Annotated in this window: 20 protein-coding genes and 1 pseudogene; 11 read left to right on the top strand and 10 right to left on the bottom strand. The window is 41.4% G+C overall.

The window, feature by feature from the left end; genetic code table 11:
- The first annotated feature begins 154 nt into the window (after positions 1-154).
- Positions 155-2467 (top strand): transglutaminase TgpA family protein, encoded by a 2313-nt coding sequence (locus IQ234_RS04375; RefSeq protein ID WP_193956171.1) that lies wholly within the window; start codon positions 155-157, stop codon positions 2465-2467.
- A gap of 285 nt (positions 2468-2752) precedes the next feature.
- The gene (locus IQ234_RS04370; RefSeq protein WP_002742963.1) at positions 2753-3217 is read left to right on the top strand and encodes an SRPBCC family protein; all 465 of its coding nucleotides are present in this window, start codon (positions 2753-2755) and stop codon (positions 3215-3217) included.
- 73 nt (positions 3218-3290) lie between these two features.
- Here IQ234_RS04370 and IQ234_RS04365 read toward each other — a convergent pair whose 3' ends face one another.
- A complete protein-coding gene (locus IQ234_RS04365) occupies positions 3291-3494 on the bottom strand; it encodes a hypothetical protein (protein ID WP_002742962.1) in 204 nt (67 codons plus the stop codon).
- A 70-nt stretch (positions 3495-3564) separates the two neighbouring features.
- Here IQ234_RS04365 and IQ234_RS04360 point away from each other — a divergent pair, with 70 nt between their 5' ends.
- The 4 genes from IQ234_RS04360 (at position 3565) to IQ234_RS04345 (ending at position 8327) form a co-directional block, all read left to right on the top strand.
- Positions 3565-4080, top strand: coding sequence for a DUF1499 domain-containing protein (locus IQ234_RS04360; RefSeq protein WP_193956170.1), 516 nt, complete (start codon positions 3565-3567; stop codon positions 4078-4080).
- A gap of 287 nt (positions 4081-4367) precedes the next feature.
- The gene (locus IQ234_RS04355) at positions 4368-4865 is read left to right on the top strand and encodes a DUF427 domain-containing protein (protein ID WP_193956169.1); all 498 of its coding nucleotides are present in this window, start codon (positions 4368-4370) and stop codon (positions 4863-4865) included.
- Positions 4866-5114: 249 nt separating this feature from the next.
- The gene (locus tag IQ234_RS04350; protein WP_193956168.1) at positions 5115-7283 is read left to right on the top strand and encodes a transglycosylase SLT domain-containing protein; all 2169 of its coding nucleotides are present in this window, start codon (positions 5115-5117) and stop codon (positions 7281-7283) included.
- A 213-nt stretch (positions 7284-7496) separates the two neighbouring features.
- Positions 7497-8327 (top strand): energy-coupling factor transporter transmembrane component T family protein, encoded by an 831-nt coding sequence (locus tag IQ234_RS04345; RefSeq protein WP_193956167.1) that lies wholly within the window; start codon positions 7497-7499, stop codon positions 8325-8327.
- A gap of 96 nt (positions 8328-8423) precedes the next feature.
- Here IQ234_RS04345 and coaE read toward each other — a convergent pair whose 3' ends face one another.
- Both coaE and purC read right to left on the bottom strand, forming a co-directional pair.
- Positions 8424-9023 carry a dephospho-CoA kinase gene (coaE, locus tag IQ234_RS04340; protein WP_193956166.1) on the bottom strand — a complete coding sequence of 200 codons (600 nt, stop codon included), beginning with the start codon at positions 9021-9023 and terminating at the stop codon, positions 8424-8426.
- A gap of 61 nt (positions 9024-9084) precedes the next feature.
- Positions 9085-9810 carry a phosphoribosylaminoimidazolesuccinocarboxamide synthase gene (gene purC / locus IQ234_RS04335; RefSeq protein ID WP_322743438.1) on the bottom strand — a complete coding sequence of 242 codons (726 nt, stop codon included), beginning with the start codon at positions 9808-9810 and terminating at the stop codon, positions 9085-9087.
- 336 nt (positions 9811-10146) lie between these two features.
- On the opposite strand from purC, the gene IQ234_RS04330 reads away from it, so the two are divergent.
- The gene (locus tag IQ234_RS04330; protein ID WP_151694659.1) at positions 10147-10443 is read left to right on the top strand and encodes a hypothetical protein; all 297 of its coding nucleotides are present in this window, start codon (positions 10147-10149) and stop codon (positions 10441-10443) included.
- 261 nt (positions 10444-10704) lie between these two features.
- On the opposite strand, the gene thrS is transcribed toward IQ234_RS04330, so the two are convergent.
- Entirely contained in the window at positions 10705-12504 is a 1800-nt protein-coding gene (thrS, locus tag IQ234_RS04325) for a threonine--tRNA ligase (protein ID WP_193956164.1), read from the bottom strand.
- Positions 12505-12638: 134 nt separating this feature from the next.
- On the opposite strand from thrS, the gene IQ234_RS04320 reads away from it, so the two are divergent.
- Complete coding sequence (locus IQ234_RS04320; RefSeq protein ID WP_193956163.1) at positions 12639-13550, top strand: metal ABC transporter solute-binding protein, Zn/Mn family; 912 nt, start codon at positions 12639-12641, stop codon at positions 13548-13550.
- A gap of 82 nt (positions 13551-13632) precedes the next feature.
- On the opposite strand, the gene IQ234_RS04315 is transcribed toward IQ234_RS04320, so the two are convergent.
- Together IQ234_RS04315 and IQ234_RS04310 are read right to left on the bottom strand one after the other, a co-directional pair.
- A complete protein-coding gene (locus tag IQ234_RS04315; protein ID WP_193956162.1) occupies positions 13633-14721 on the bottom strand; it encodes a CobW family GTP-binding protein in 1089 nt (362 codons plus the stop codon).
- A 102-nt stretch (positions 14722-14823) separates the two neighbouring features.
- Positions 14824-15261, bottom strand: a complete 438-nt coding sequence (locus IQ234_RS04310; protein WP_193956161.1) for a DUF4079 domain-containing protein — start codon at positions 15259-15261, stop codon at positions 14824-14826.
- Positions 15262-15265: 4 nt separating this feature from the next.
- On the opposite strand from IQ234_RS04310, the gene IQ234_RS04305 reads away from it, so the two are divergent.
- Positions 15266-17902, top strand: coding sequence for a M1 family aminopeptidase (locus IQ234_RS04305; RefSeq protein WP_193956160.1), 2637 nt, complete (start codon positions 15266-15268; stop codon positions 17900-17902).
- Positions 17903-18184: 282 nt separating this feature from the next.
- Here the strand turns inward: IQ234_RS04305 and IQ234_RS04300 are convergent, their stop codons facing one another.
- Positions 18185-19363 carry a PEP-CTERM sorting domain-containing protein gene (locus IQ234_RS04300; RefSeq protein ID WP_193956159.1) on the bottom strand — a complete coding sequence of 393 codons (1179 nt, stop codon included), beginning with the start codon at positions 19361-19363 and terminating at the stop codon, positions 18185-18187.
- 421 nt (positions 19364-19784) lie between these two features.
- Here IQ234_RS04300 and IQ234_RS04295 point away from each other — a divergent pair, with 421 nt between their 5' ends.
- Positions 19785-20210, top strand: a complete 426-nt coding sequence (locus IQ234_RS04295; RefSeq protein ID WP_193956158.1) for a DUF29 family protein — start codon at positions 19785-19787, stop codon at positions 20208-20210.
- Positions 20211-20353: 143 nt separating this feature from the next.
- On the top strand, positions 20354-21724 hold the full coding sequence (locus tag IQ234_RS04290) for an AAA family ATPase (RefSeq protein ID WP_193956157.1): 1371 nt from the start codon (positions 20354-20356) through the stop codon (positions 21722-21724).
- A gap of 72 nt (positions 21725-21796) precedes the next feature.
- On the opposite strand, the pseudogene IQ234_RS20960 reads toward IQ234_RS04290, so the two are convergent.
- The 3 genes and pseudogenes from IQ234_RS20960 to IQ234_RS04280 form a co-directional block, all read right to left on the bottom strand.
- Positions 21797-22084, bottom strand: a pseudogene (locus IQ234_RS20960) (type II toxin-antitoxin system YafQ family toxin).
- Positions 22085-22086: 2 nt separating this feature from the next.
- A complete protein-coding gene (locus IQ234_RS04285) occupies positions 22087-22293 on the bottom strand; it encodes a hypothetical protein (RefSeq protein WP_193956187.1) in 207 nt (68 codons plus the stop codon).
- 251 nt (positions 22294-22544) lie between these two features.
- Positions 22545-22850 (bottom strand): type II toxin-antitoxin system YafQ family toxin, encoded by a 306-nt coding sequence (locus tag IQ234_RS04280; RefSeq protein ID WP_228008368.1) that lies wholly within the window; start codon positions 22848-22850, stop codon positions 22545-22547.
- Positions 22851-22942 lie beyond the last annotated feature (92 nt).

The raw sequence follows: 22942 nt of genomic DNA, 5'->3' as shown, positions 1-22942 counted from the left end.
TAGTTATCAGCTTTTTGCTCCCCATCTCCCTATCACCCTATTTCCCTATCTCCCTGTCTCCTGACATCTAAAATCCACTTTACCCCATGGAGCGATCGAGATTAGAACTGGGAAATATAAAATTAACTTCTTTGTCCTTCTCCCAATTTACCCTATGGTTAGCAGCGCCGCTCGTCCAAGACCTTCCTTAAAAACCCTCTGGCAAAAGATAGAATCTTCTCCGTTGCCAGAAACCGAGGAATCGATTATTTTAAGAATTCTGGTGCAAGCTTTAGTAATCGTGGGTATTATCGCCACCGATGTGGCTATCGATAGTTATACCAGTATTTGGGCGGTTCCTCTCAGTATTATCGGTGGAATCTGGAGTTGGCGACGTAGGAAAAAGCGCAATATTGGGGCAAAATTTTGTATAGCGATCGGAATGTTGGTAGTGTTGGCGGTATTCTTGGGTAATATCGTTGCGATGCAGGATAGTCGCATTGCTCTAACACAATTATTAATTCAATTGCAAATTCTCCATAGTTTTGACCTGCCCCGACGCAAAGATTTAGGGTATTCTATGGTAATCGGTTTAATTCTCTTGGGAGTCGCCGGGACAATCTCCCAAACCCTCGCTTTTGCGCCTTGGTTAATCCTCTTTCTGCTTTTATCCCTACCTACCCTAGTTTTAGACTATCGTTCTCGTTTAGGTTTAGATAATCTCAATCAGAGTCTCCCTTTCTTCTCAAAGAAACCCCCCCGTCTAGCCACAAAAAAATTAGTTTCCCTGCAAAATTCTCCCCTTTCTCCCAAACGTTTCGGGATTTTCTTTCTGACAATTCTCCTCTTGGGATTGACAATTTTTGCTCTGATGCCGCGTTTTCCGGGTTATCAAATTCAATCTTTTCCCGTCAATAGTCCAGGAGGTATGGAAAATCAGGATTTTGAACAGGGAGACAGACAAATCGTTAACCCCGGCTATGTGCGCGAGGGTGAAACGGGGAATGGTGGCGTAAATGGCGGTAATAGTCCCACTAAAGGGTCAGGACAGTTAGATCCAACCTTTTATTACGGTTTTAACAGCCAAATCAACCAAAATTTGCGGGGAAGTATGACTCCAGAAATAGTCATGCGGGTACGTTCCCAAGCCCCCGGATTCTGGCGCGCCATGGCGTTTGATCGCTATACTGGTCAAGGGTGGCAAATCTCGCGAGATCAAGAATTAGAGGATTTAAATCGCAGTAGTTGGTCCTATCGCTTTTTTGTGCCGTTACCCGCAACCCAAGCCAAAACCCATCAGGTAGTCCAAACCTACAGCATTGTCTCTAGTTTACCGAATATTATCCCTGCTCTTACTTCGCCCCAGTTTCTCTTTTTTCCTACTCGACAGGTATCTCTGGACCGAGAAAATAGCTTAAGGTCGCCGGGGGGGTTAGCGGAAGGGCTAACTTATACTGTAATCTCACAAGTGCCGGAACGCAATCGCAGCCAATTGCGATCAGCATCAGAAACTTATCCTAAGTCTATTCTCAAGTATTATTTACAAATTCCTGCCGAAATTGCCCCGAAAGTCCGCCGAAAAACCGAGGAATTGCTGGCCAAATCTCCCACACCTTTAACCTCTCCCTACGAGAAGGCCCTATATTTGGCCCAAGCATTGAAGCAAAACTACGAATTAAAAGCCGATTTGCCCTTTTTAGCCGAAAATGAGGATTTAGTCTCGGCCTTTTTATTTCGTTTTCAGGGGGGTTACGCCGATCATTTTTCCACCGTGTTAACGATTATGTTACGCTCGATCGGTATTCCTGCCCGATTAGCCACCGGTTTTGCCCCTGGCCAGTTTAATCCTTTTACTGGCTTTTATGTTGTCCAAAATACGGACGCTTACGCCATCACAGAGGTGTTTTTCCCTGGTTACGGTTGGTACACTTTCGATCCTATCCCAGGCCACGAATTAATTCCCCCATCCTTTGAGGAAGCGGAACCTTTTAGCGTCCTTAAGCAATTTTGGCAATGGGTGGCCGGATGGTTGCCCTCTCCAGTAACGGGTTTTCTCGGTCTGATTTGGGAAAATGTTATCGTTACTATCGGTCAGTTATTGGCCTGGTTATGGCGCTTTATTTCCGGCAGTCTTTTCGGGGGAATTCTCGGTGGTTTAGTGGGGGTCGTTTTCGCTTACGCTGGTTGGTTAGGATGGGGACAGTTCCATCGTTGGCGTCGGGGTCGCCGGTTAGCAAAACTACCACCAATCGAGCGTTTATACCAGCAAATGTTAGGAATCTTAACAGAAGCCGGTTATGGTAAACATCCCGCTCAAACCCCTTTAGAATACGCCACCGCCGCCCGCCGCGTCCAACCGCCGCCAGTGGCGAATATTATCGAGGAGATTGCTTGCGCCTACGTTGATTGGCGTTATGGCGGGAAATCGGCTAATATCGAGAGTTTACGCCAACGTTTTCGAAAATTTGTCAAGTTGGTTAAAAAGTGAGCTTGAGCCTATAGTTAGGGTTTGCCGAAAAAGTTTTTCAGCAAATCCTAAATAATTAGTCTTTAATAACAGAAAACGGGTTTCTTTAAGAAACCCGTTTTCTAGACAAACCTGACTCCAATAGCAAATTAGGTTACACTTCATCTTGATGAGAAAGGCTATAAACAAGACTATGTTAAGAAATGTAACGAAGTACAAAACCCTTACTGTTGCCTTGTCTGCACAGTTAACTTTATTTTTGTCCGACTACCGATAATTCTCAGCCAGCAATTTATAAGCAGATCAATGTCATCTTGTCAAGTATTTGAACAATCAATTCAGATTAAAGCTAGTGCCACGACGGTGGAGCGTTGTATCACGGATTTAGAGTTAATGCGTCGTTGGTTGAATCCAGTGTTAGTTTGTGAACCTATCGGCGATTGGAAGACCGATATCGGTGGGAGAAGTCGTTTTTTGATTCAAATCCCCCTAATTCAGCCAACGCTAAAAAGTACGGTGATTGAGAGGGAACCGGGATTAATTGTCTGGCAATTTGAAGGCTTTTTTCGCGGTTGCGATCGCTGGGAATGTCAACCCAATGACAGCGGCACTTGTCTCATCAATCGTTTTGAGTTTGCGATTCCTAATCCAGTTGTGGGGTGGGGATTTCAGCAATTCGCCGCCAAATGGACTAAAAAGGATATGGAAGCGCAATTAAGACGCTTAAAACGAGTAGCCGAGGAAATTTATCTACTTTCAGCAACAAGTTAAGCTGATGGGGTGATAAGTGGGGGGTTTTGGGGATGGGAGAATACCCTCACCCCCAACAGCTAACCCCTGATCCCTAATCGATCGAGATCGACTGGGGACCGTTGCCGTTATCCTGATTATTGTCGTTAAAACTGACTAATCCCTGCTCTTCTAACCATTTTTTGAGGGGATCGTCCGAAAGTTTCAAGCGCAGTAATCCAGAGGCAAAACCACCGAAAAAAGCGATCGGTTGTTGAATCAGTTCTTTAACAACGGGTTGTAATTCATCGAGAAACATCTTATTCTATCTCCTGATATTGTCACACCTATCAATGTTAAGTTAATTGAAGTGATTCTGTGAGACTAGCATGACTGAAACTTCCGACACGGTGAAAAAATCTTTCCGGCTAACCCCGTTTATTTTCCTGGGAATACTGCTCATCTGGCTAGGAATTAGGTTAATTGCTCCCGATAGCGTCAGTTTATTCGCTGGTACTCGTCCCGATTATTTGGGAGTCAGGGAGGGTAAACTGGCCCCTTGTCCGGTCAGTCCTAATTGTGTTAGTAGTCAGAGTCAGGATCCGGCTCATGCGATCGAATCCCTTAGTTATCAGGGTAGCGGGGAAAAAGCGATCGAGCAATTAGCTAAAATTATCGCTTCCCAACCGAGAACTAAAATTATTAACCAAGATAGTAACTATCTCTACGCCGAATTTAGCAGTCAATGGATGGGATTTGTCGATGATCTGGAATTTTCTCTTAATCCTAGCAAAAATGCGATCGATGTTCGCTCGGCCTCCCGCTTAGGAGAATCGGATTTAAATGTCAATCGAGAACGAGTGGAAACCCTGAGAAAACTCTTTTCAGTGATCAGTAAACAGTAAACAGTGAAAAGTAATCGGGTGCATCTCAATTTTGTAGAAATATCTATACTACATTTGGGCGCACGCAGTTCGATAAACTCACTGACCACGATGCGCCCCTACCATTGGTGCGATAATATTATTATTGTAGGGGCGAATTGCATTCGCCCTCTTTAAATGACTTCTGCTGCTCACCTATATGTGAGAGAAAGTCACCAATAGGAGATGCACCCAATCAGTAATCAGTAATCAGTAAACGGTGAAATGACTCGGAGAATACTGACTCGGAGAATAATATAAGAAAAATTATGTTTCGTCCCCAACCGATACCAGCAAAAGCAGGACAGGAATCCGTCTGGGATTATCCTCGTCCCCCGCGCCTAGAATTATCGCCTAAACACCTAAAAATTATCTTTAATGGTGTGATAATTGCCGATACTAAAAGCAGTTATCGAGTTCTAGAAACCAGTCATCCTCCAGTTTATTATCTACCGCCCCAAGATATTAAAATGGAATACCTGCAAGCCACAGCAGAAAAGTCTTTTTGTGAGTGGAAAGGTCTAGCGGGATATTACAATATCACCGTTGGAGATCAACGGGCAATTAACGCCGCTTGGTATTATCCGGATCCGACACCAGAGTTTCAGGCAATTAAGAATTATCTGGCTTTTTATCCTGCGAAAATGAGCGCTTGTTATGCCGACGGGGAATTAGTACAACCGCAACCGGGCAACTTTTATGGGGGATGGATAACCTTCGATGTGGTGGGTCCGTTTAAAGGCGTTCCCAATAGTTGGGGCTGGTAATCACGTTAAGTAAGTAGTCGTGCAAAATTAACTTCTTGGTTAGGAAAGGCAAAAGTCAAAAGGCAAAAGGCAAAAGGCAAAAGGCAAAAGGCAAAAGGCAAAAGGCAAAAGGCAAAAGGCAGCTACTGGCCAAAATTCATTAATTTTCTCCCCACATCCCACACCCCACTTCCCCAACCAGATTGAAACAAACAACCTGTCACCACGATCACTGATAATGTATGTTGAGTTGCTGTCTTTAATAAGGTAATGTTTAAGAAATTCCCCCCTCACACCCCGCTCATTCTTGGACTAGGTTCTGGGGTTGCGCTTTTTACTCTCACCAGTCTCTTTCTCTTTCACCCGAAAATCCTTGCTTGGCTCGATCGCAATAGTGCTTCGGTTCCTAGCCAAGATCCTAACCAACCCTCTGCCGTAGTTGATAGCGCTTCCCTACCACAAACCGAGCGAGATGTCAAGTTAAAAAATGTTGCTGATGCCAATGCGCCCTCTTTAGATCGTAGTCGCGCCCGCTATCTCTTGGCTATGGATTTATTGAGAAAATATGAAGGGGGTCCAGCTTTAAAACAATTAGAAGGCTTAGAAAAACAATATCCTGTCCTCGCTCCCCAGATTCTCCTCAAACAGGGACGCGCCCACGAATTAAGCAATGATAGTGAAAAAGCGCGAGAAATTTGGCAAAAATTACTGGAAACCTATCCCCAATCGCCCGTAGTGGCGGAAGCTTACTACTCTTTGGGCAAATACGACCCCAGCTATTATGAGAAATTGCTTAAGGAATACCCCCGACACCCGCGTACTTTGGCTTTAATTCGCCAACGTCTTCAAGAAAATCCCGATCAATTTCCCTTATGGTTACAGTTAGCCAAGGCTAATCCTTTTGATCCTACCCTCAATCAGGCCCGCGATCGTTTGGTGAAAGACTACGCCAATCAGTTAACTCCGGCGGATTGGGCAATGATTGGGGCGGGTTATTGGCAGTCGGGATTGTACGAAAAAGCCTATAAAGCCTACGCTAAAGCCACTCCTAGCCCCGAACAAGCCTATCGTTACGCTCGCGGGCTACAAATTGCCAAAAAACTGCCAGAAGCTCGCATCGCTTACCAAAAATTAATTAAAACCTATCCCCAGGCCCCAGAAACCGGGTTAGGATTACTGCGACTCGCCCAAATTTCCCCTAACCGCGATGCTATAGCATATCTCGATCGCATTGTCAAGCAATTTCCCGATCGCGCGCCGGAAGCTTTGGAAGCGAAAGCCAAATTACTGGAATCAACTAATGCCCAGGCCGCTAGTCAAACATGGCAGACTTTATTAAATAAATACCCAAAATCCGACGAAGCCGCCGATTATCGCTGGTTAATGGCCCAAAGAGCCGCTAAATCCGGTGATTACGCCAAGGCGTGGCAGTGGGCGCAGCCAATTGCGGTTAATAATCCCGATAGTCAAATTGCCCCGAAAGCGGCCTTTTGGGTGGGAAAATGGGCGCAAAAACTGGGCAAAAACCAAGAAGCAAAACAAGCTTTTACCTACACTATTTCTCGTCATCCCCATTCCTATTATGCTTGGCGCTCGGCGGTTTTATTAGGTTGGGACGTGGGGGATTTTACCACTGTCCGCTCCTATAATCCTACCACCGTCAAACCCGCTACTCGTAACGATCCCCCCGCCGGTTCGGAAGCTTTCAAGGAATTATATCGAATTGGTGAAGATACGGACGCTTGGAATCTCTTCCAAGCAGAAATTGTCGATCCTTGGAATTTAACCGTTGACGAACAATTTAACCTCGGTGTCTATAAACTCTCTCGCAATCAAAATTTAGAAGGAATTAACCTGATTTGGCGCTTGCGAGAAAGAGATACCCCGGAGGAAAGAGAAGCATGGAAAGTCCTACGACAAAATGATAAATACTGGCACGCTTTATTCCCTTTCCCCTACTACGATAGCATCCTACAATGGTCAAAAGATAGACAATTAAATCCCCTGCTAGTGACAGCTTTAATCCGGCAAGAATCCCGCTTTGAAAAAGAAATTCGTTCTCCTGTGGGGGCAGTGGGATTAATGCAAATTATGCCCGATACGGGTAAATATATCGCGGGTAATACTGGCAATAAAAGTTATTCTTTAACCAATCCCGAAGATAACATTATGATGGGGACATGGTATCTCGATTATACCCACGGTAAATTCGCTGGAAATTCACTTTTTGCTGTGGCTAGTTATAACGCTGGACCTGGAGCAGTTTCCAAATGGAGACAGCGTTTTGATTTTAGCGATCCCGATGAATTTGTCGAGAATATTCCCTTTAGAGAAACTAAGGGTTATATAGAATCGGTGTTTGGTAATTATTGGAATTATCTCCAGATTTATAACCCCGAAATTCAAGAGCAAATGAAGAGAGTTGCTAACCCTTCCTAGTTGATTAATGGGGATGGGTAATTAACTCATTCCCTTAAAGTTATAATTAAATTGAAGATAGATATCCCCTTAATCGCCCCTTAATAAGGGGTGTGCCGATCCCCTCTGCCCCCCTTGATAAGGGGGGTGCCGATCCCCCCTTAATCCCCCCTTAATAAGGGGGGCATCTGACAGTTTTTAACACCTAGCTACTTACTAACTTTTTTCCTGATTATGCAATCATTTAACTGGCAAACCGTCGATCGAGATTCTCCTTTTACTCGCCTAGATTTTCGGACAAAATTAACCATGATGATCGTGGTTACTCTCATCGCTTTTACTTGGGAAAGTCCCCTCGCTGGCGGTTTGCTAACTCTTATTGTCGCTTTAGCTTGTCTCTGGGCGGGGGTAAAATGGTCTTATCTCCTCACTATTTTAAAATTCATGGCTCCTTTTTATCTATTCTTATTAATTACCATGGGATTTTTTAATGTGGAACAGGTAAAAGCTTTAACGGGAAAAACTGAATTAACTCCCTTATTAACTGTCGGTTCTAATAAAATGACTGTGGAGGGAACCCTCTACGGTTTAAATGTGATCTTTAAAACTCTCACGATGGTTTTAATTATTCCCCTCGCTATTTTTACCACCGATATAAATCAGATGATGGTGAGTTTAACTAAAGCCAGAATTCCTTACAAAATAGTCTTTATTTTTTCCTCTACCCTGCGCTTATTTCCTCTCCTAGTAGAAGAATCTCGATCGATTATTTCTGCTCAAAGATTACGAGGATTAGCAATAGAAAAAATGGGTTGGCTGCAAAAAGGAAAAATTTATGCTTCCATCGCTGTACCTTTAATTTTAAACGCTATGGCTAAATCGCAAAAATTAGAGGTAGTTCTACAGGCTAAAGCTTTCTCTGGTGATCCTGATCGCACATTTTTACAGGAATCAATATTAACCAATAAAGACTATTTATTAATTATTGGCTTTCTATTTTTATTGGTTTTGGCAATCATTCTCTATGTAAAATTCGGGGTAGGAAAATTTGCCTGGTTGTTTTAAAATTAATCCCTATTGTAAGTAGTTAGGTGTTAAAAACTATCAGTTTCCCCCCTTATCAAGGGGGGATTAAGGGGGGATCGAACCCAAAATCTATCTTCAATTTAATTCTAACCAGCTACTTATAGCTCGATCGATCTGGGTATATAAAGCTTCTAAATCCCCGGAATTGTCTAAAACAATATCAGCTAAGGCAATTTTTTCGGCTAAAGGCATTTGATTATTAATCCGAGCAATCGCTTGTTCTCTAGTTAAGTTATTTCTAGTCGTTAAGCGTTGAATTTGTTGCTCGAAACTGCAAGAAACCACCCAAATCTCTGTGACTAAATGGGTTAATTTAGCTTCCAATAATAAAGGAATAGAACAAACAACTATCGATGCTTCTAACTGCTCTAAATGCCGCTTAAAACATTCTCTAACGTAGGGATGAATCTGACTTTCTAACCAGATTTTTTCCTCGGTATTATTAAAAATAATTTCTCCTAACTGTTGGCGATTAAGGGAATTATCCTCAGTTTTAACTTTTCTGCCATAACGCGCCAAAATTCTCTCTAAAATTGCCGAACCTTTTTCCACTGCTTCCCGAGCATAAATATCCGCATCAAGGACTGGAATTTTGTAGATATTTTCCAAATAATGAGAAACCGTGGATTTACCACAAGCTATTCCCCCTGTTAACCCGATAATTCTTCTCGACATAAATTATTAAATTGCTAATCTCAATTAAGGTGCGTTACGCGCTCGCTAACACACCCTACGGTTATAAACTCTCTATCTGTTGTAAAACTCTTGCTTGTACTTGTTGATAGGCAGTTTCCACATCTCCTAAATCGCGACGAAAACGATCCTTATCGAGAATACGCGCTTGAGCATCCTCTTGGGTTTTATCCCAGAGACGACAAGTATCGGGGCTAATTTCATCACCTAGATAAATTTTGCCCGTTTTATCAACTCCAAATTCTAACTTAAAATCGACGAGAATAATCTGGCACTTATCAAAAAATTCTTGTAGATATTGATTGATTTTCAGGGCTAAATCTCGTAACTGATTGACTTGCTCCTCGCTGGCAATATCAATTACTTTTATGCGATCGGGCGTTAACAAAGGATCGCCTAAAGCATCATCCTTGAGGTAAAATTCTACAAGAGGAAAAGGTAAAACTTTCCCCTCCTTTAATCCCGTTTGCTTGCACAAACTCCCGGCGGCGATATTTCTGACTACTACCTCCAAAGGAATAATTTTAATCGCCTTGACGCGCATTTCCCTAGAACTAGGGCGATCGATATAATGGGTAGGTATTCCTAGGGATTCTAACCATTGAAATAGGGCAGTGGAGACAGTACAGTTAATTTCCCCTTTACCAACAATTTGCCCGCGTTTTTGGGCATTAAAAGCAGTGGCATCGTCTTTGTAATAAGTGAGGAGAATATCGGGATCATCGGTTTGATAGAGAATTTTGGCCTTACCTTCATAGAGTTTTTCCATAGTTATCATCCTCGGCATTGATAGAATAAAATCGATGGTTAATCAGATAGTGGCATCAGTAAATTTGGGCGATCAACCCAGACAAAAAATTTATCTCATCAGGGGGATAATTGTTGAGAAAAATAATGTATAATTGCTGCTTAAAGATAAATGCCAACATTTGGCGACCGAACCTTAACCTATAACCAAAAAGTGTCACGATACCAGGGGTCAACTTTTGGCGAATCAGTCAAGTTTTTACTTAAATCCTCAATGATAGCCAACAATTGATATTATCTCCCATTACCATTACCGAAAAATCTAAAGAAATTCCGCACAATTACCCGCCGTCGCCCTATGAACCAGAATCCTCCTAACGATGATAACCCGAATCTCCCCGATCGCCGCAAGGAGGATTTTCTCTATCCTCGCGCCCCCTACTATGGAGAATTTAAGCCAGAAAACTTGCTATTTAACGCCAATTTACAGGAATTTGCCCAAAAAGTCAGTTTTATTTGTAATCTGGAAACGGGGGGCAAAATCAGTTCTCTAGAAGCCTACCAAAAAATTAAAGCCCTCTGGAAAGACTTAAAACAGAGCAAAAAAGGCCTAGGCATTGGGGAAAATCCCTTTAAAAAAGATGATGATACCTAAAAGATAATCAAGAAAAATCGGGTGCATCTCAATTTTGTAGAAATATCTATATTACAGGGCGCACGCGGTGCGCCCCTACTATTGGCGCAATAATATTATTGTAGGGGCGAATTGCATTCGCCCTCTTTGAATAACTGCTGCTGCTCACCTATATGTGAGAGAAAGTCACAAATATCAGATGCACCCGAAAAATCTCCTCGCTTGATAAAAAATGCTGGGACAGAAATATTTTCTGCCCCATAGAATTAGATGAGCAAACGCTTAAAAATTACCGTGATTTTGGATGGCAGTTTCTAATTTTGCCACCACTTCCTCAACGCTAATTACTCCTAAATCGCCCGTGGCACGGGTGCGAATACTTAAACTATTACTTTCCATTTCTTTTGCCCCCACCACTGCCATCACGGGTATTTTTGCAGTTTCAGCATTGCGAATCATTTTACCCAAACGTTCGCCACTGGTATCGGTTTCGGCGCGAATTCCTAACAACTGCATTTTCGCTGTCACCTCTTTAGCGTAATCCAATTGACTATCACTAACCGGTAATAATCGTATCTGGACAGGGGCTAACCAAAGAGGAAAATCCCCCGCGTATTCTTCGATTAAAATACCGATTAAACGTTCCAAAGAACCAAAAGGTGCGCGATGAATCATCACCGGACGTTTACGATTACCATCTTCAGCAACGTATTCTAATTCAAAACGTTCGGGTAAATTATAATCTACCTGTACCGTTCCTAACTGCCATTCTCTTTCGAGGGCATCTTGGAAAATAAAGTCTAATTTTGGACCATAAAAAGCCGCTTCTCCGGGGGCTTCAAAATAATCCATCCCCAAAGTTTGCACCGCTTTTCTAATCGCTGATTGTGCCTTTTCCCAAGCTTCATCGGAACCGATATACTTATCCGATTCAGGGTCACGAAAACTCAATCGCGCCTTAAAATTCTTTAATTGTAAACTCTTAAACACCGTCAAAATTAAATCAACAACGCTTAAAAATTCCTTGTCTAATTGTTCGGGAGTGACAAACAAATGGGAATCATCGACGGTAAAACCGCGAACTCTAGTTAATCCTCCCAATTCTCCCGATTGTTCGTAACGATAAACCGTCCCGAATTCTGCCAAACGCATCGGCAATTCCCGATAGGATCTCAAATCACTTTTATAGATTTGAATATGAAAAGGACAGTTCATCGGTTTGAGGACAAATCCTATTTCCTTACTAGCAGATTCCTCATCGTCTGCCATCATGGGAAACATATCTTCTTTGTACTTTTGCCAGTGACCGGAAATTTTAAACAAATCGACGCGAGCAATATGGGGAGTAACTACAGGTAAATAACCGCGTTTTAACTGTTCTTTTTTCAGAAAATCTTCCAACAAAGAACGAATTAAAGTTCCTTTGGGTGTCCATAAAGGCAACCCCGGCCCGACAGAATCAGAGAAAATAAATAAACCTAATTCTTTGCCTAATTTCCGATGGTCCCGTTTCAGTGCTTCTTCCTTACGGCGCTTGTATTCGGCTAATTGTTGGGGATTTTCCCAGGCTGTGCCGTAAATGCGCTGTAATTGGGCTTTATTCTCATCCCCACGCCAATAAGCACCCGCTACCGTCTCTAATTCGATCGCTTTCGGGTCTAGTTCACTTGTATTGTCTAGGTGCGGACCGGCGCACAAATCCCACCAAGCGTCCCCAAGATGATAAAGGGTGATGGGTTCTTGAATTCCCGCCAGAATTTCCAGCTTATAGGGTTCATTAATCGCTTTAATGCGCTTTTCCGCCTCTTCCCGAGAAACTTGCTCGCGAATCACCGGCAGTTTTTTATTGATAATTTTGACCATCTCTTTTTTGATGTCCTTGAGATCCTTATCGGTAAAAGGTTCTGGCACATCAAAATCGTAGTAAAATCCGGTTTCAGTCCAAGGCCCGATAGTAACTTGGGCTTTCGGGAATAATTTCTGCACCGCCATGGCCATAACATGGGAGGTGGTGTGGCGAATGCGCTTGAGGTGGTCGGATTCGCTGGTTTTCGGTAGTTTAATCGGGGCTTGGTTATCCATATCTCTTCAATTTACACCTTCTCTATTCTCTATTTTAATAGTAAAAGGAGTCTTTAGTCAGGAAAAAAATCAGGATAGATATCAATGCCATTTCCGCTCATCTCTAACCTCTAACCCCTCATCTCTATTTCTTGATGAAAAAACTAATTTTATCCTGTTTATTTTTGGGATTGGTTGCTTGTCATGCCTCGGTTAATACCACCGATAACCAAAAACCCAAGGTAATCTCCACTAGCACAATTATCGCCGATTTAACCGCACGAGTAGGCGGTGAAGAAATTGACCATCAAGACATTTTAAAACCGGGGGATGATCCCCACGTTTATGAACCGGTTCCCGCCGATAGTGTGGCTTTAGAAAAAGCCGATTTAATTCTCTATAACGGTTATAATCTCGAACCAGGGTTAATTAAAATGATCAATTCTACGGGAATTAAAGCTAAAAAAGTGGCTGTGGGAGAAGCAATCAAGCCTTTACAACTAGAAAAAGAGGGGCAGAAAGTCCCCGATCCCCACGTTTGGGGTTCGGCTAAAAATGGTATAATTATGGTGGAAAAAATTCGAGATCAATTGATTGAATTAAGTCCCGAAGATAAAGAAATTTTTACCCAAAATGCCGCCCAATTAATCGCAGAATTAGAAAATCTTGATCGCTGGATTACTGCGGCTATTGAAACTATCCCCCCTTCCCAAAGACAATTAGTCACCACTCATGACGCTTTTCAGTATTATGCTCATGCCTATGGTTTAAAAGTAGCGGGAACTTTAATTGGCATTAGTACCGAAGAACAACCAAGCGCCCAAACGGTGAAAAACTTAGCCGATGCTATTAAAAATCTCCAGGTTCCTGCTATCTTTGCCGAGACTACTATTAATCCCGCTTTAATTACCACTGTAGCCGAAGAAGCGGGGGTGAAATTAGCACCACAACAATTATATTCTGATTCCATCGGTGCGGTGGGTACTAGGGGGGATAGTTATGTAAAAATGCTGAAAGAAAATACTCGATTGATCGTGGAATCTTTAGGAGGAAAAGTACCCGAATAAAAATAAATAATTGGGGGAAGTGGGGAATTTAGGTGATGGGGGTGTGTTACCCTAGGCTAACACCCCCGCAAGAGATGGTTATCTATTTCCCAAATCCTTTACCGCGATTGACAGCAGGTAAAATGAGACAACTGTTAATTTGTTCTTTTAGGGTTTCATGATCGAGATTTTGACCGATAAGAACTAGCTGATTTTTCGGAGTACCTTTCCACTCGTCATCTTCGAGAGTAAAACGTTTACCACTGAGGTGAAAAATATGACGTTTAGGACTTTCATCAAACCAGAGAATACCCTTAGCGCGGAAAACGCTTTCCGGTAACTGATTATCGAGGAAATATTGGAACTTCCGAATCGAAAAAGGTCGGTCACTAGCAAAGGAAATAGAAGTAAATCCATCCACCTCTAAATGATTGGAATGGTCGTGATGATCATGATCGTGGTGATGATGATCGTGATCATGATCGCAATGGTCGTGGTCGTGGTGATGATGGTCGTGGTGTTCTTCTTCTGTGTCGAAATATTTATCCGATTCAAATAGTCCGACGCTGAGAATTAAGGGTAAAGGAACCTGACTTTTGCTAGTACGAAGAATTCTCGCTCCTTGCTTCATGTCCCGGATTCTTATTTCTAAAGAATCCACATCCCCTTCATCCACTAGATCAGTTTTATTGAGAACAATAATATCACCGTAGGTGATTTGACTTAAGGCTGCTTGCGAGTTGAATAAATCGAGGCTAAAATTAGCACAATCCACCATAGTGACAATGGAATCTAAACGGGTCATTTCCCGTAATTCCGTCCCTAAAAAGGTTAAAGCTACCGGTAAAGGATCGGCTAATCCCGTGGTTTCTACGACTAAATAATCGATTTTTTCGGGACGTTCGAGAACTTTATAAACTGCTTGAATTAAATCCTCGTTAATCGTGCAGCAAATACAGCCATTATTTAATTCTACCATGCTGTCATCACTGCTGATAATCAGTTCATTATCGATACCGATTTCGCCAAATTCATTGACAAGAACAGCAGTTTTTAATCCCTGTTGATTGCTGAGAATATGATTGAGGAGAGTAGTCTTGCCACTACCAAGAAACCCAGTAATAATTGTTACTGGTATCCCTTTTTTTGGCACTGACATGGTGTTAATAGCTTGTGATTCGACGGTTTGCATAATGATTTGGGGGTGAGTATTCTATCACTAAAAAGCGATTTTTCGGGATGAGATAGCTAGTTTTTCTCGATCGAACAGTCTCCACTCGATCGCCGACTATTTTTATTGTAGATATTTTTGGACAACATCCCATCCTGTTAGGGTAACAAAAAGAAAACCCAGAAACAATAAAAGATTAGTGCCGATGTGGAGAGACCGCGCTAGGGGTGGACGAGTTGTAATGTTCAGGCCGCTAATTGCCGAAACAAAAACCAGAAAAACCACCGATAAACCCGCTATCAGGTGGGAAGAGTGGCCTAAACTGCCATAATGACCGATTGTTCCCACTAATCCGATTCCCAGCAGAATTAAGACCAAAGCAACCATGATCAGGCCGCTGAGGAGATGAAAGGGTCTTAACCATTTCGGTCGAGATTGGCCCGCAAGTCGTCGATAACCCATGTTTACCCCCGAAACCGCTAGTAAAAAATAGGCAAAGAGGGAAAATCCCATCGACCAAGCGGCAATTTTCCATAACCAGAGAAAGGAGGGGAGATTCATAGGGGTGGGATTATTGTTAGCAAAGAAAGGGACGACCGATCGTGTTAATTTAAGTTTACCGGACAAAAATCAGCAAGTTAGGGCTAATATGTCTCATCTCACCATCGACACGGAAAATAATCAGCGTCAACCCTTTGAGTTACCGGGGGCTAAACCCCATTATAACCCCGATCGACCCGGACAAGTTAATCATATTTTTCTCGATTTAATTATTGATATTCCCGGACAAAGTTTTGAGGGTAGCTGTCAGATTACCCTCACCCCCATTCGTCAGGGAATTAGCAGTTTAACCCTAGATGCGGTGGATTTAAATATTAATTCTGTGTTCATTGAAGGTATCAGTCAACCCTTTGACTATGATCGTTCTTTGCTGACCATTCATCTGCTACAACCCACCACCGAGAAACCGATTATCCTGACGATTAACTATCAAGTTAACCAACCACAACGGGGATTATATTTTATCAGACCCGACGAATATTATCCTGACAAACCGATGCAAGTTTGGACCCAGGGAGAAGATGAAGATTCTCGCTTTTGGTTTCCCTGTTTTGATTACCCCGGCCAATTAGCTACCTCCGAAATTCGGGTTAAAATTCCCCAACCCTATATGGCTATTTCTAACGGGGAATTAATCTCGGTGGAACCCGTTGGTGAGGACAGAATTTATCACTGGTCACAAAAGCAAATTCATCCTACCTATTTAATGACTCTTGCGGTGGGAGATTTTGCCGAATTATGCGACTCATGGAATGGTGTTCCTGTCACTTATTATGTGGAAAAAGGACGGGAAGAAGAGGGACAAAGAAGTATGGGTAAAACTCCCCGTATGATCGAGTTTTTTAGCCAAAAGTTTGGTTATCCCTATCCCTATCCTAAATACGCACAAGTTTGTGTAGATGATTTTATCTTTGGTGGGATGGAAAATACTTCCACCACAATTTTAACCGATCGCTGTTTAATTGATCAAAGAGCCAGCATCGATTATACTTGGACAGAAAGCTTAGTTGCCCATGAATTAGCTCATCAATGGTTCGGTGATTTAGTGGTGATTAAACACTGGTCTCACGCTTGGATTAAAGAGGGAATGGCTTCCTATTCTGAGGTTTTATGGACAGAATCGGAATACGGACAAGCTGATGCTAGTTATTATTTATTAGGGGAAGCAAGAAGTTATTTAGAAGAAGATGCTTCCCGCTATCGTCGTCCGATTGTTACTCATGTTTATCGAGAAGCGATCGAACTTTATGATCGTCATCTCTACGAAAAAGCTGCTTGTGTTTATCACATGATCCGCTCTATTTTAGGTGAAGATTTATTCGCAAAAGCGATTCAGACTTTTGTGCGGGATAATGCCTATAAAACCGTAGAAACTGTGGACTTATTACGGGCGATCGAAAAAGCGACTGGCTACAATTTATTATTCCTCTTTGATCAGTACGTTTATCGCGGTGGTCATCCCGATTATAAGGTCGCTTACAGTTGGGATAATGAGAATAATTTAGCCCAATTAACTGTCACTCAAACTCAGGATGAAAAGGAACTATTCGACTTGAAAATTCCTGTCGCTTTTGCCTATCTCAACTCTGAGGATCTTACCTACAATCTGCGGATTCACCAAAAAGAACAAAGTTTCTATTTTCCCCTAGCACAAAAGCCCGATTTTGTCAAGTTTGATCGGGGTAATAATTTCCTCAAAACCGTCACTCTTGAGTATCCCATCGCCGAATTAAAAGCGCAATTACAACAGGATCCCGACCCGATTTCCCGTATCTATGCAGCGACGGCCATTGCTAAAAAAGGCGGTTTAGAAGCGATCGAAGCTTTAGGAACATCCCTAGAAAATGAGCCTTTTTGGGGGGTGCGTGTGGAGGTGGCCAAACAGTTAGCAACTCTTGGTTTAGATCAGGCAGTTACTGCTTTAATTAAAGGTTTAAACGACGAAAAAGCACAAGTACGTCGGGCAGTGGTCGAGGGATTAAGTGAAATTAAAACCTTAGATAGTTATAACGCGCTTAAATCCCTACTAGAAGCTGGAGATGCTAGTTATTATGTGGAAGCAGCCACAGCGCGAGGATTAGGCTCCATGGCCGTGGGACAATTGCAAAATAAAGAAGGGGAAATTATTGACCTGCTCAATCACATTTTACAGTCAAGAAAGGGGTGGAATGAGGTAGTAAGAGCGGGCGCAATTGGGGGTTTAAGCCAGTTAAAAACCTCGCCGGCGGCTTTGGAGTCAATTTTGACCTACACGGCTTTAGGCACGCCTCAACCCCTGAGATTAGCCGCTATCCGCGCCCTAGGAGCGATTTCTTCCGGACAAACCACGGATAAATTAACCGTAATTTTGGAACGTTTAGAAACCATTGCCAAGGAAACTTTTTTCTTGACGCAGGTGGCACTGTGTAACGCTTTAGGACAGATAGAAAATACCAAAGCTATCGCTATTTTACAAGCTTTGAGCGATCAAACTCCCGATGGTCGCGTGCGTCGTGTAGCGGAGGAAGCAGTACAAAAAGTCCAGAAAAAATTAGGTTCCGACAAAGCAATTCAGGAAATTCGCGAGGAATTAGAAAAAATGAAACAGGAAAATCAGGAACTTAAAAGTCGTTTGACCAAATTAGAGGCGAAAAATAGTTAGTTAACCTGAGTTATCAGTTATCAGTCAATATCAATACTTATCAGTCAGTGCAACAGAAAGCGGGTTTCTGGTAAATATCTAAATTAACGCTCAGATTTTTTGTTAAGAAACCCGCTTTCTCCGAGCTTGTTGAGTGAGAACAGAGTAGCTCGATCGATACATCCGAACAACAAAAAAGCACCCCTTTTCGAGGATGCCCTTTTATCTAATGATTTAGATGCTAACTGATTGAAATGCCAAAAATAGGTAATTTATGGACTTTCCCATCAAAGTTAGGTTATATTATGACCGTTTCTTAATTAAAAAACCCACCAAAGAAAACAGCCCTAACCCTAATATAGAACTAGGCTCCGGTACAGATGGATTATTTTGCGGATTTAAACGAGCAATCCAAGCTTCAGTATTACCACTGGGGTTAATTCCACTACCCACAATTGTTAACCCATCAGCAGAAATTGCATTGGCATAAGTCAAAGTCCAACCCGTTAAATTTAAACCATAATCATTAGTTAAAACCTCTTGTAAGCTCCGCATCCCTTGGGTACTATTCCAGATAAATGCCTCATTACCATTAGCACTTGTGCCACCACCGACAACAACAGACCCATCTGCTGATACTCCTGAAGCATCGCTAGAGAAAATACCCCCAGATAAATCTCCTAGTCCTACCATCCCCGTTGCTTGTGTCCAACGGAATGCTTCCCGACCATTAGCACTATTGCCGATACCAACCACAACAGACCCATCGGCTGATACCCCCAAAGGCCTGCTCGAGAAACCACCCCCAGGTAAATCCCCTAGTCCTACCATCCCCGTTGCTTGTGTCCAACGGAATGTCTCAAAACCAATAGCACTTTGACTGAAACCAACAACAACAGATCCATCTGCTGATACTCCAGCAGCATTGCTATAGAAACCAACCACAGGTAAACCCCCAGGTAAATCCCCTAGTCCGACCATCCCCGTTGTTTGTGTCCAACGGAATGCCTCAACACCACCAATAGCACTCTCACTCTCACTGTACCCAACCACAACAGATCCATCTGCTGATACTCCAGTAGCATCGCTCGAGAAACCACCCCCAGGTAAATCCCCTAGTCCTACCATCCCCGTTGCTTGTGTCCAACGGAATGCCTCATTACCATTAGCACTTGTGCCGCTACCAACCACAACAGACCCATCGGCTGATACTCCAGTAGCATCGCTCTCGAAACTACCCCCAGATAAATCCCCTAGTCCGACCATCCCCGTTGCTTGTGTCCAACGGAATGCCTCACCAAAACTATCACCAACCACCACAGACCCATCGGCTGATACTCCATTAGCACGACTATTGAAATTGATACCATCCCCCGGCAAGAACCCTAATCCCTGAAAAGAGGCGGCTTGTGCGGGGAAAGTTACCCCGATCGCACCCAATCCGATCCCTAAGCTGATACAATTAGCTAGTATCTTGTTCATAACCTGATAAAAATCCAAAAAACTGAGTGATTCTTACAATCTAGATGTTCACTTTGGTTTTGTCTATGGGAATTTGTGGCCATTTTGGATTTTCTGATATAATAATTTTCGTGGGATAAAGTGGGATTTAGTGGCAAAAAGGAGGGCAAGGATCATAAAAAAGGCTAAATTTGATTTCTAGGTTCGATCCCCCCTAGCCCCCCTTGAAAAGGGGGGAACCAGACTCAAAGTCTCCCTTTTTAAGGAGGGAAACAGACTCAAAGTCTCCCTTTTTAAGGAGGGAAACAGACTCAAAGTCTCCCTTAAAAAGGGGGATTTAGGGGGATCGAACTAGCGAAGCTTATAACTAGCAACTTGGGTTAATTTAAATGCAGGACAAATTACTAAATTAAGAGGTTAATCAGTAAAAAAAAGGCAAAAAATGGAAGAATTATTAGAGTTAAAAAATCTATTACTAGCTGGCAATATTCCCGATGCCTTGCTCCTGGTAGAGGAAATGACAGAAATGAGCAAAGATGATAAGCTCAATAAGATTTTTAGCTTTAGTATTATTGTTCTATTACATCTGATTAAACAGCAAGCAGAAAAACGCAGTACCCGCTCATGGGAAACCTCTATTTCTAATTCTGTTAAACAGATTCAACGCATTAATCAACGACGTAAAACTGGAGGAAATTATCTAACAATAGAAGAGTTAAAGGAAACTTTAGATGATGCTTATTTTTCAGCTTTAAGACAAGCATCATTAGAAGCTTTTGAGGGTATATATAAAGCAGAAGAAATTGAAGCTATGATTGATAAAAATAAAATTATTAATCAAGCATTGGCATTAATATTAATCGATTAAGTAACAGGTGACAGTCGGAAACAAATCAGGAGGTTTAAATGTCAGAAATAAAATAATTTGGCAAATATTTATAAGAAAACGAGAAAAATAAAATCTGTTCCCTTATACCAACCAGCAATACAAATGTTCTATCACTTACTTATATGGATATTCAAACCCTTTTAGAATGGACAGATAAACAGGTATTAGAGAAAACCGGTAAACATCTTGATTCATTGCAAGAATCCATCTTACAGGGTATTTGGGAACATCAAGATTACGAAGAAATTGCCAAAGATAATCAGCGCAGTTATGACCATATAAAAAAAGAAGCATGGAAATTATGGCAACTGTTATCAGATATTTTTCAAGAAGATATAAAAAAGTCTAATGTTCGTTCTATTTTAGAAAATAAAGCTTCATCTACTATTTATCACTTTGTTAACTCTCCACATAATAATATTAGCAATAGTCGTGTTAATATCTGTAGAGAAAATAACCCCCACTCAGAAAATAACTTAAAAAAGTCTTCAAATTTTCCAGATAATGATCATCAATACCCAATAATTAACCTAACAAAAGCCCCAGAATTAAGGTATAACTATGGACGTAAGTTAGAAATATCAACCTTAAAAGAATGGCTAGATAATAAAACTCGATTAATTACTATTTATGGGTTAACTGGAATTGGAAAAACAGCTTTAATCCTTAAATTAATTTCAGAAATTGCCCCACAATTTGATTATATTATTTATCGCAGTCTGGAAAATATTCCTCAATTAATCGCTCTCAAAGATGATCTAAAACAGTTTTTCGCCCAACCTCTATCAACCCCCTTACCTGATATAATAGATTATCTAAGCTCCTATCGTTGTTTAATTATTCTTGATGATGTGCAGAATATTTTTAAACTGGGGGAATTAGCAGGTAAATATTTAAGCGACTGTCAGGACTATCATAAATTTTTTCAGCAAATCGCTACCACATCTCATCAAAGTTGTTGGATTTTAATTAGTTGGGAACTTCCCAGAGATTTTGTCACCTTAAAATCCGATAAAATTAAAACTTTATACCTGCAAGGTTTAACAACAGAATTTGAAGAAATATTCAAAGAATACGGTTTAAAAAGTGAGGAGAAATGGACAGAACTGAGGGAACTTTATCAAGGTCATCCTAACTGGTTAAATATTATCTCCTCAACCATTATTGAACTATTTGATGGAGAAGTATCCTTATTTTTAGAACAAATGAAAAATGAAATTTATTTAGGGGATATAGAAAACTCGATCGAATGTCATTTACAGCGTTTATCCGCAACAGAAAAAAAGGTGATGCACTGGTTAGCTAATCAAACTGAAGCGGTAGAAAAATTTCCCAAAACTGCTAATCTTGACCTTTCTCAATCCCAATTTTGGGCAGCTATTCAGTCATTAATGAGACGCTGTTTACTGGATAAATTACCATCAGAAACCTCGTCCTATTTTCCCATTAATCCTGTGTTTAAATCCTATCTTAAAAGAAATCCTAACGATTAGGAAAAATTTATCTTATTATAAATATATGTGTACCGCAACGCCGAAACCCGCAGGATCGCTTTCCAGTATATCCTATTTTCTGTACACCTGATCGTGACTACCAATATCAATTAACAAGATGATAACTTCTAAATATTCTCCATCTTCCGAAAAACTAAAAATAATTCGACAATCGTAAGCTACAGTACAAGACCATAATCCTTATAAATTACCACTTAACTTATGGGTTTTTAAAGACAGTGTAAATGGGTCTTCTGCCAGTTTTCTAAGTACATCGAAAATTTTAGGTTTTAACTGGGGATTTTTCTTGATTAGCTTCTTAAACGAACGCTTAAACCCATCACTCCATATTAAATCCATGGTTAATCCTCATTCAAATCAGCAATCAAATCTTCTACGGTTCCCCTTCTGGCCGTTCCAGTAGCGATCGCCTCTTTCAATTCCTTAAAATTAGCTAAAATTTCTCTTTCTCTTGCTTTAGCTCTATATTGAGACAAAATCTCTAACAATGACTCTTGTTCATCCTCTGATAAATTCTCAAAAGATTTGATCATTTCTTGCAAAGTCATCATTTTACCTCTTAACTCTCGATAAAAACCTGGGATATCTTATTCTTTGTGTGATCAGTTTAACTTATATAGGAGCGATCAATCTTTGTGTCCTTTGTGTCTTTGTGGTTTGATCCACTCGCTCGTCACCAGGACTGTATCTTAGACCCACCAAACCTAAGAGAGCCAAATTTATCTTATTATTTATTATAAATATATGTGTACCGCAACGCCGAAACCCGCAGGATTGCTTTCTAGTTTTTCCTATTTTATCAATACACTTCATCATGAGTGCCAATGTCTAGTAAAATAATAACTTCCTCCTGGGTGTCTGGCTCAATTTCTATAGAAAAAATAATCCGACAATCATAACCACAAGAACAAGCTTTAAGTCCCAATAATTCCCCTCTTAATGAATGAGTTCCCAAGCTCAAAAAATAAATATCTTCCCTCATTTGTGCCAATGTCTTCTCAATCGCTTTCTGTCGTTGAGGATTTCTGAGAACAAACTTACGGAAAGTCCGCTTAAATTTAGGCGTTAAAACCAGAAGTGTTGAACGTTGAGAAAAGTCAGACAAAAAATGCTATTATAGATAGAATCTAGACAACTTATTCACCTCACAATAGGTAGTTTGCCCTGATGACGAATTTCTCAAAACTCATAAAAGAG

Origin of the sequence: Microcystis aeruginosa LEGE 91341 (assembly GCF_015206885.1) — a bacterium.
Classification (GTDB): domain Bacteria; phylum Cyanobacteriota; class Cyanobacteriia; order Cyanobacteriales; family Microcystaceae; genus Microcystis; species Microcystis aeruginosa_H.
Note: the sequence above shows the minus strand (reverse complement) of the source record. Positions and strands in the feature narration are given on the sequence as shown.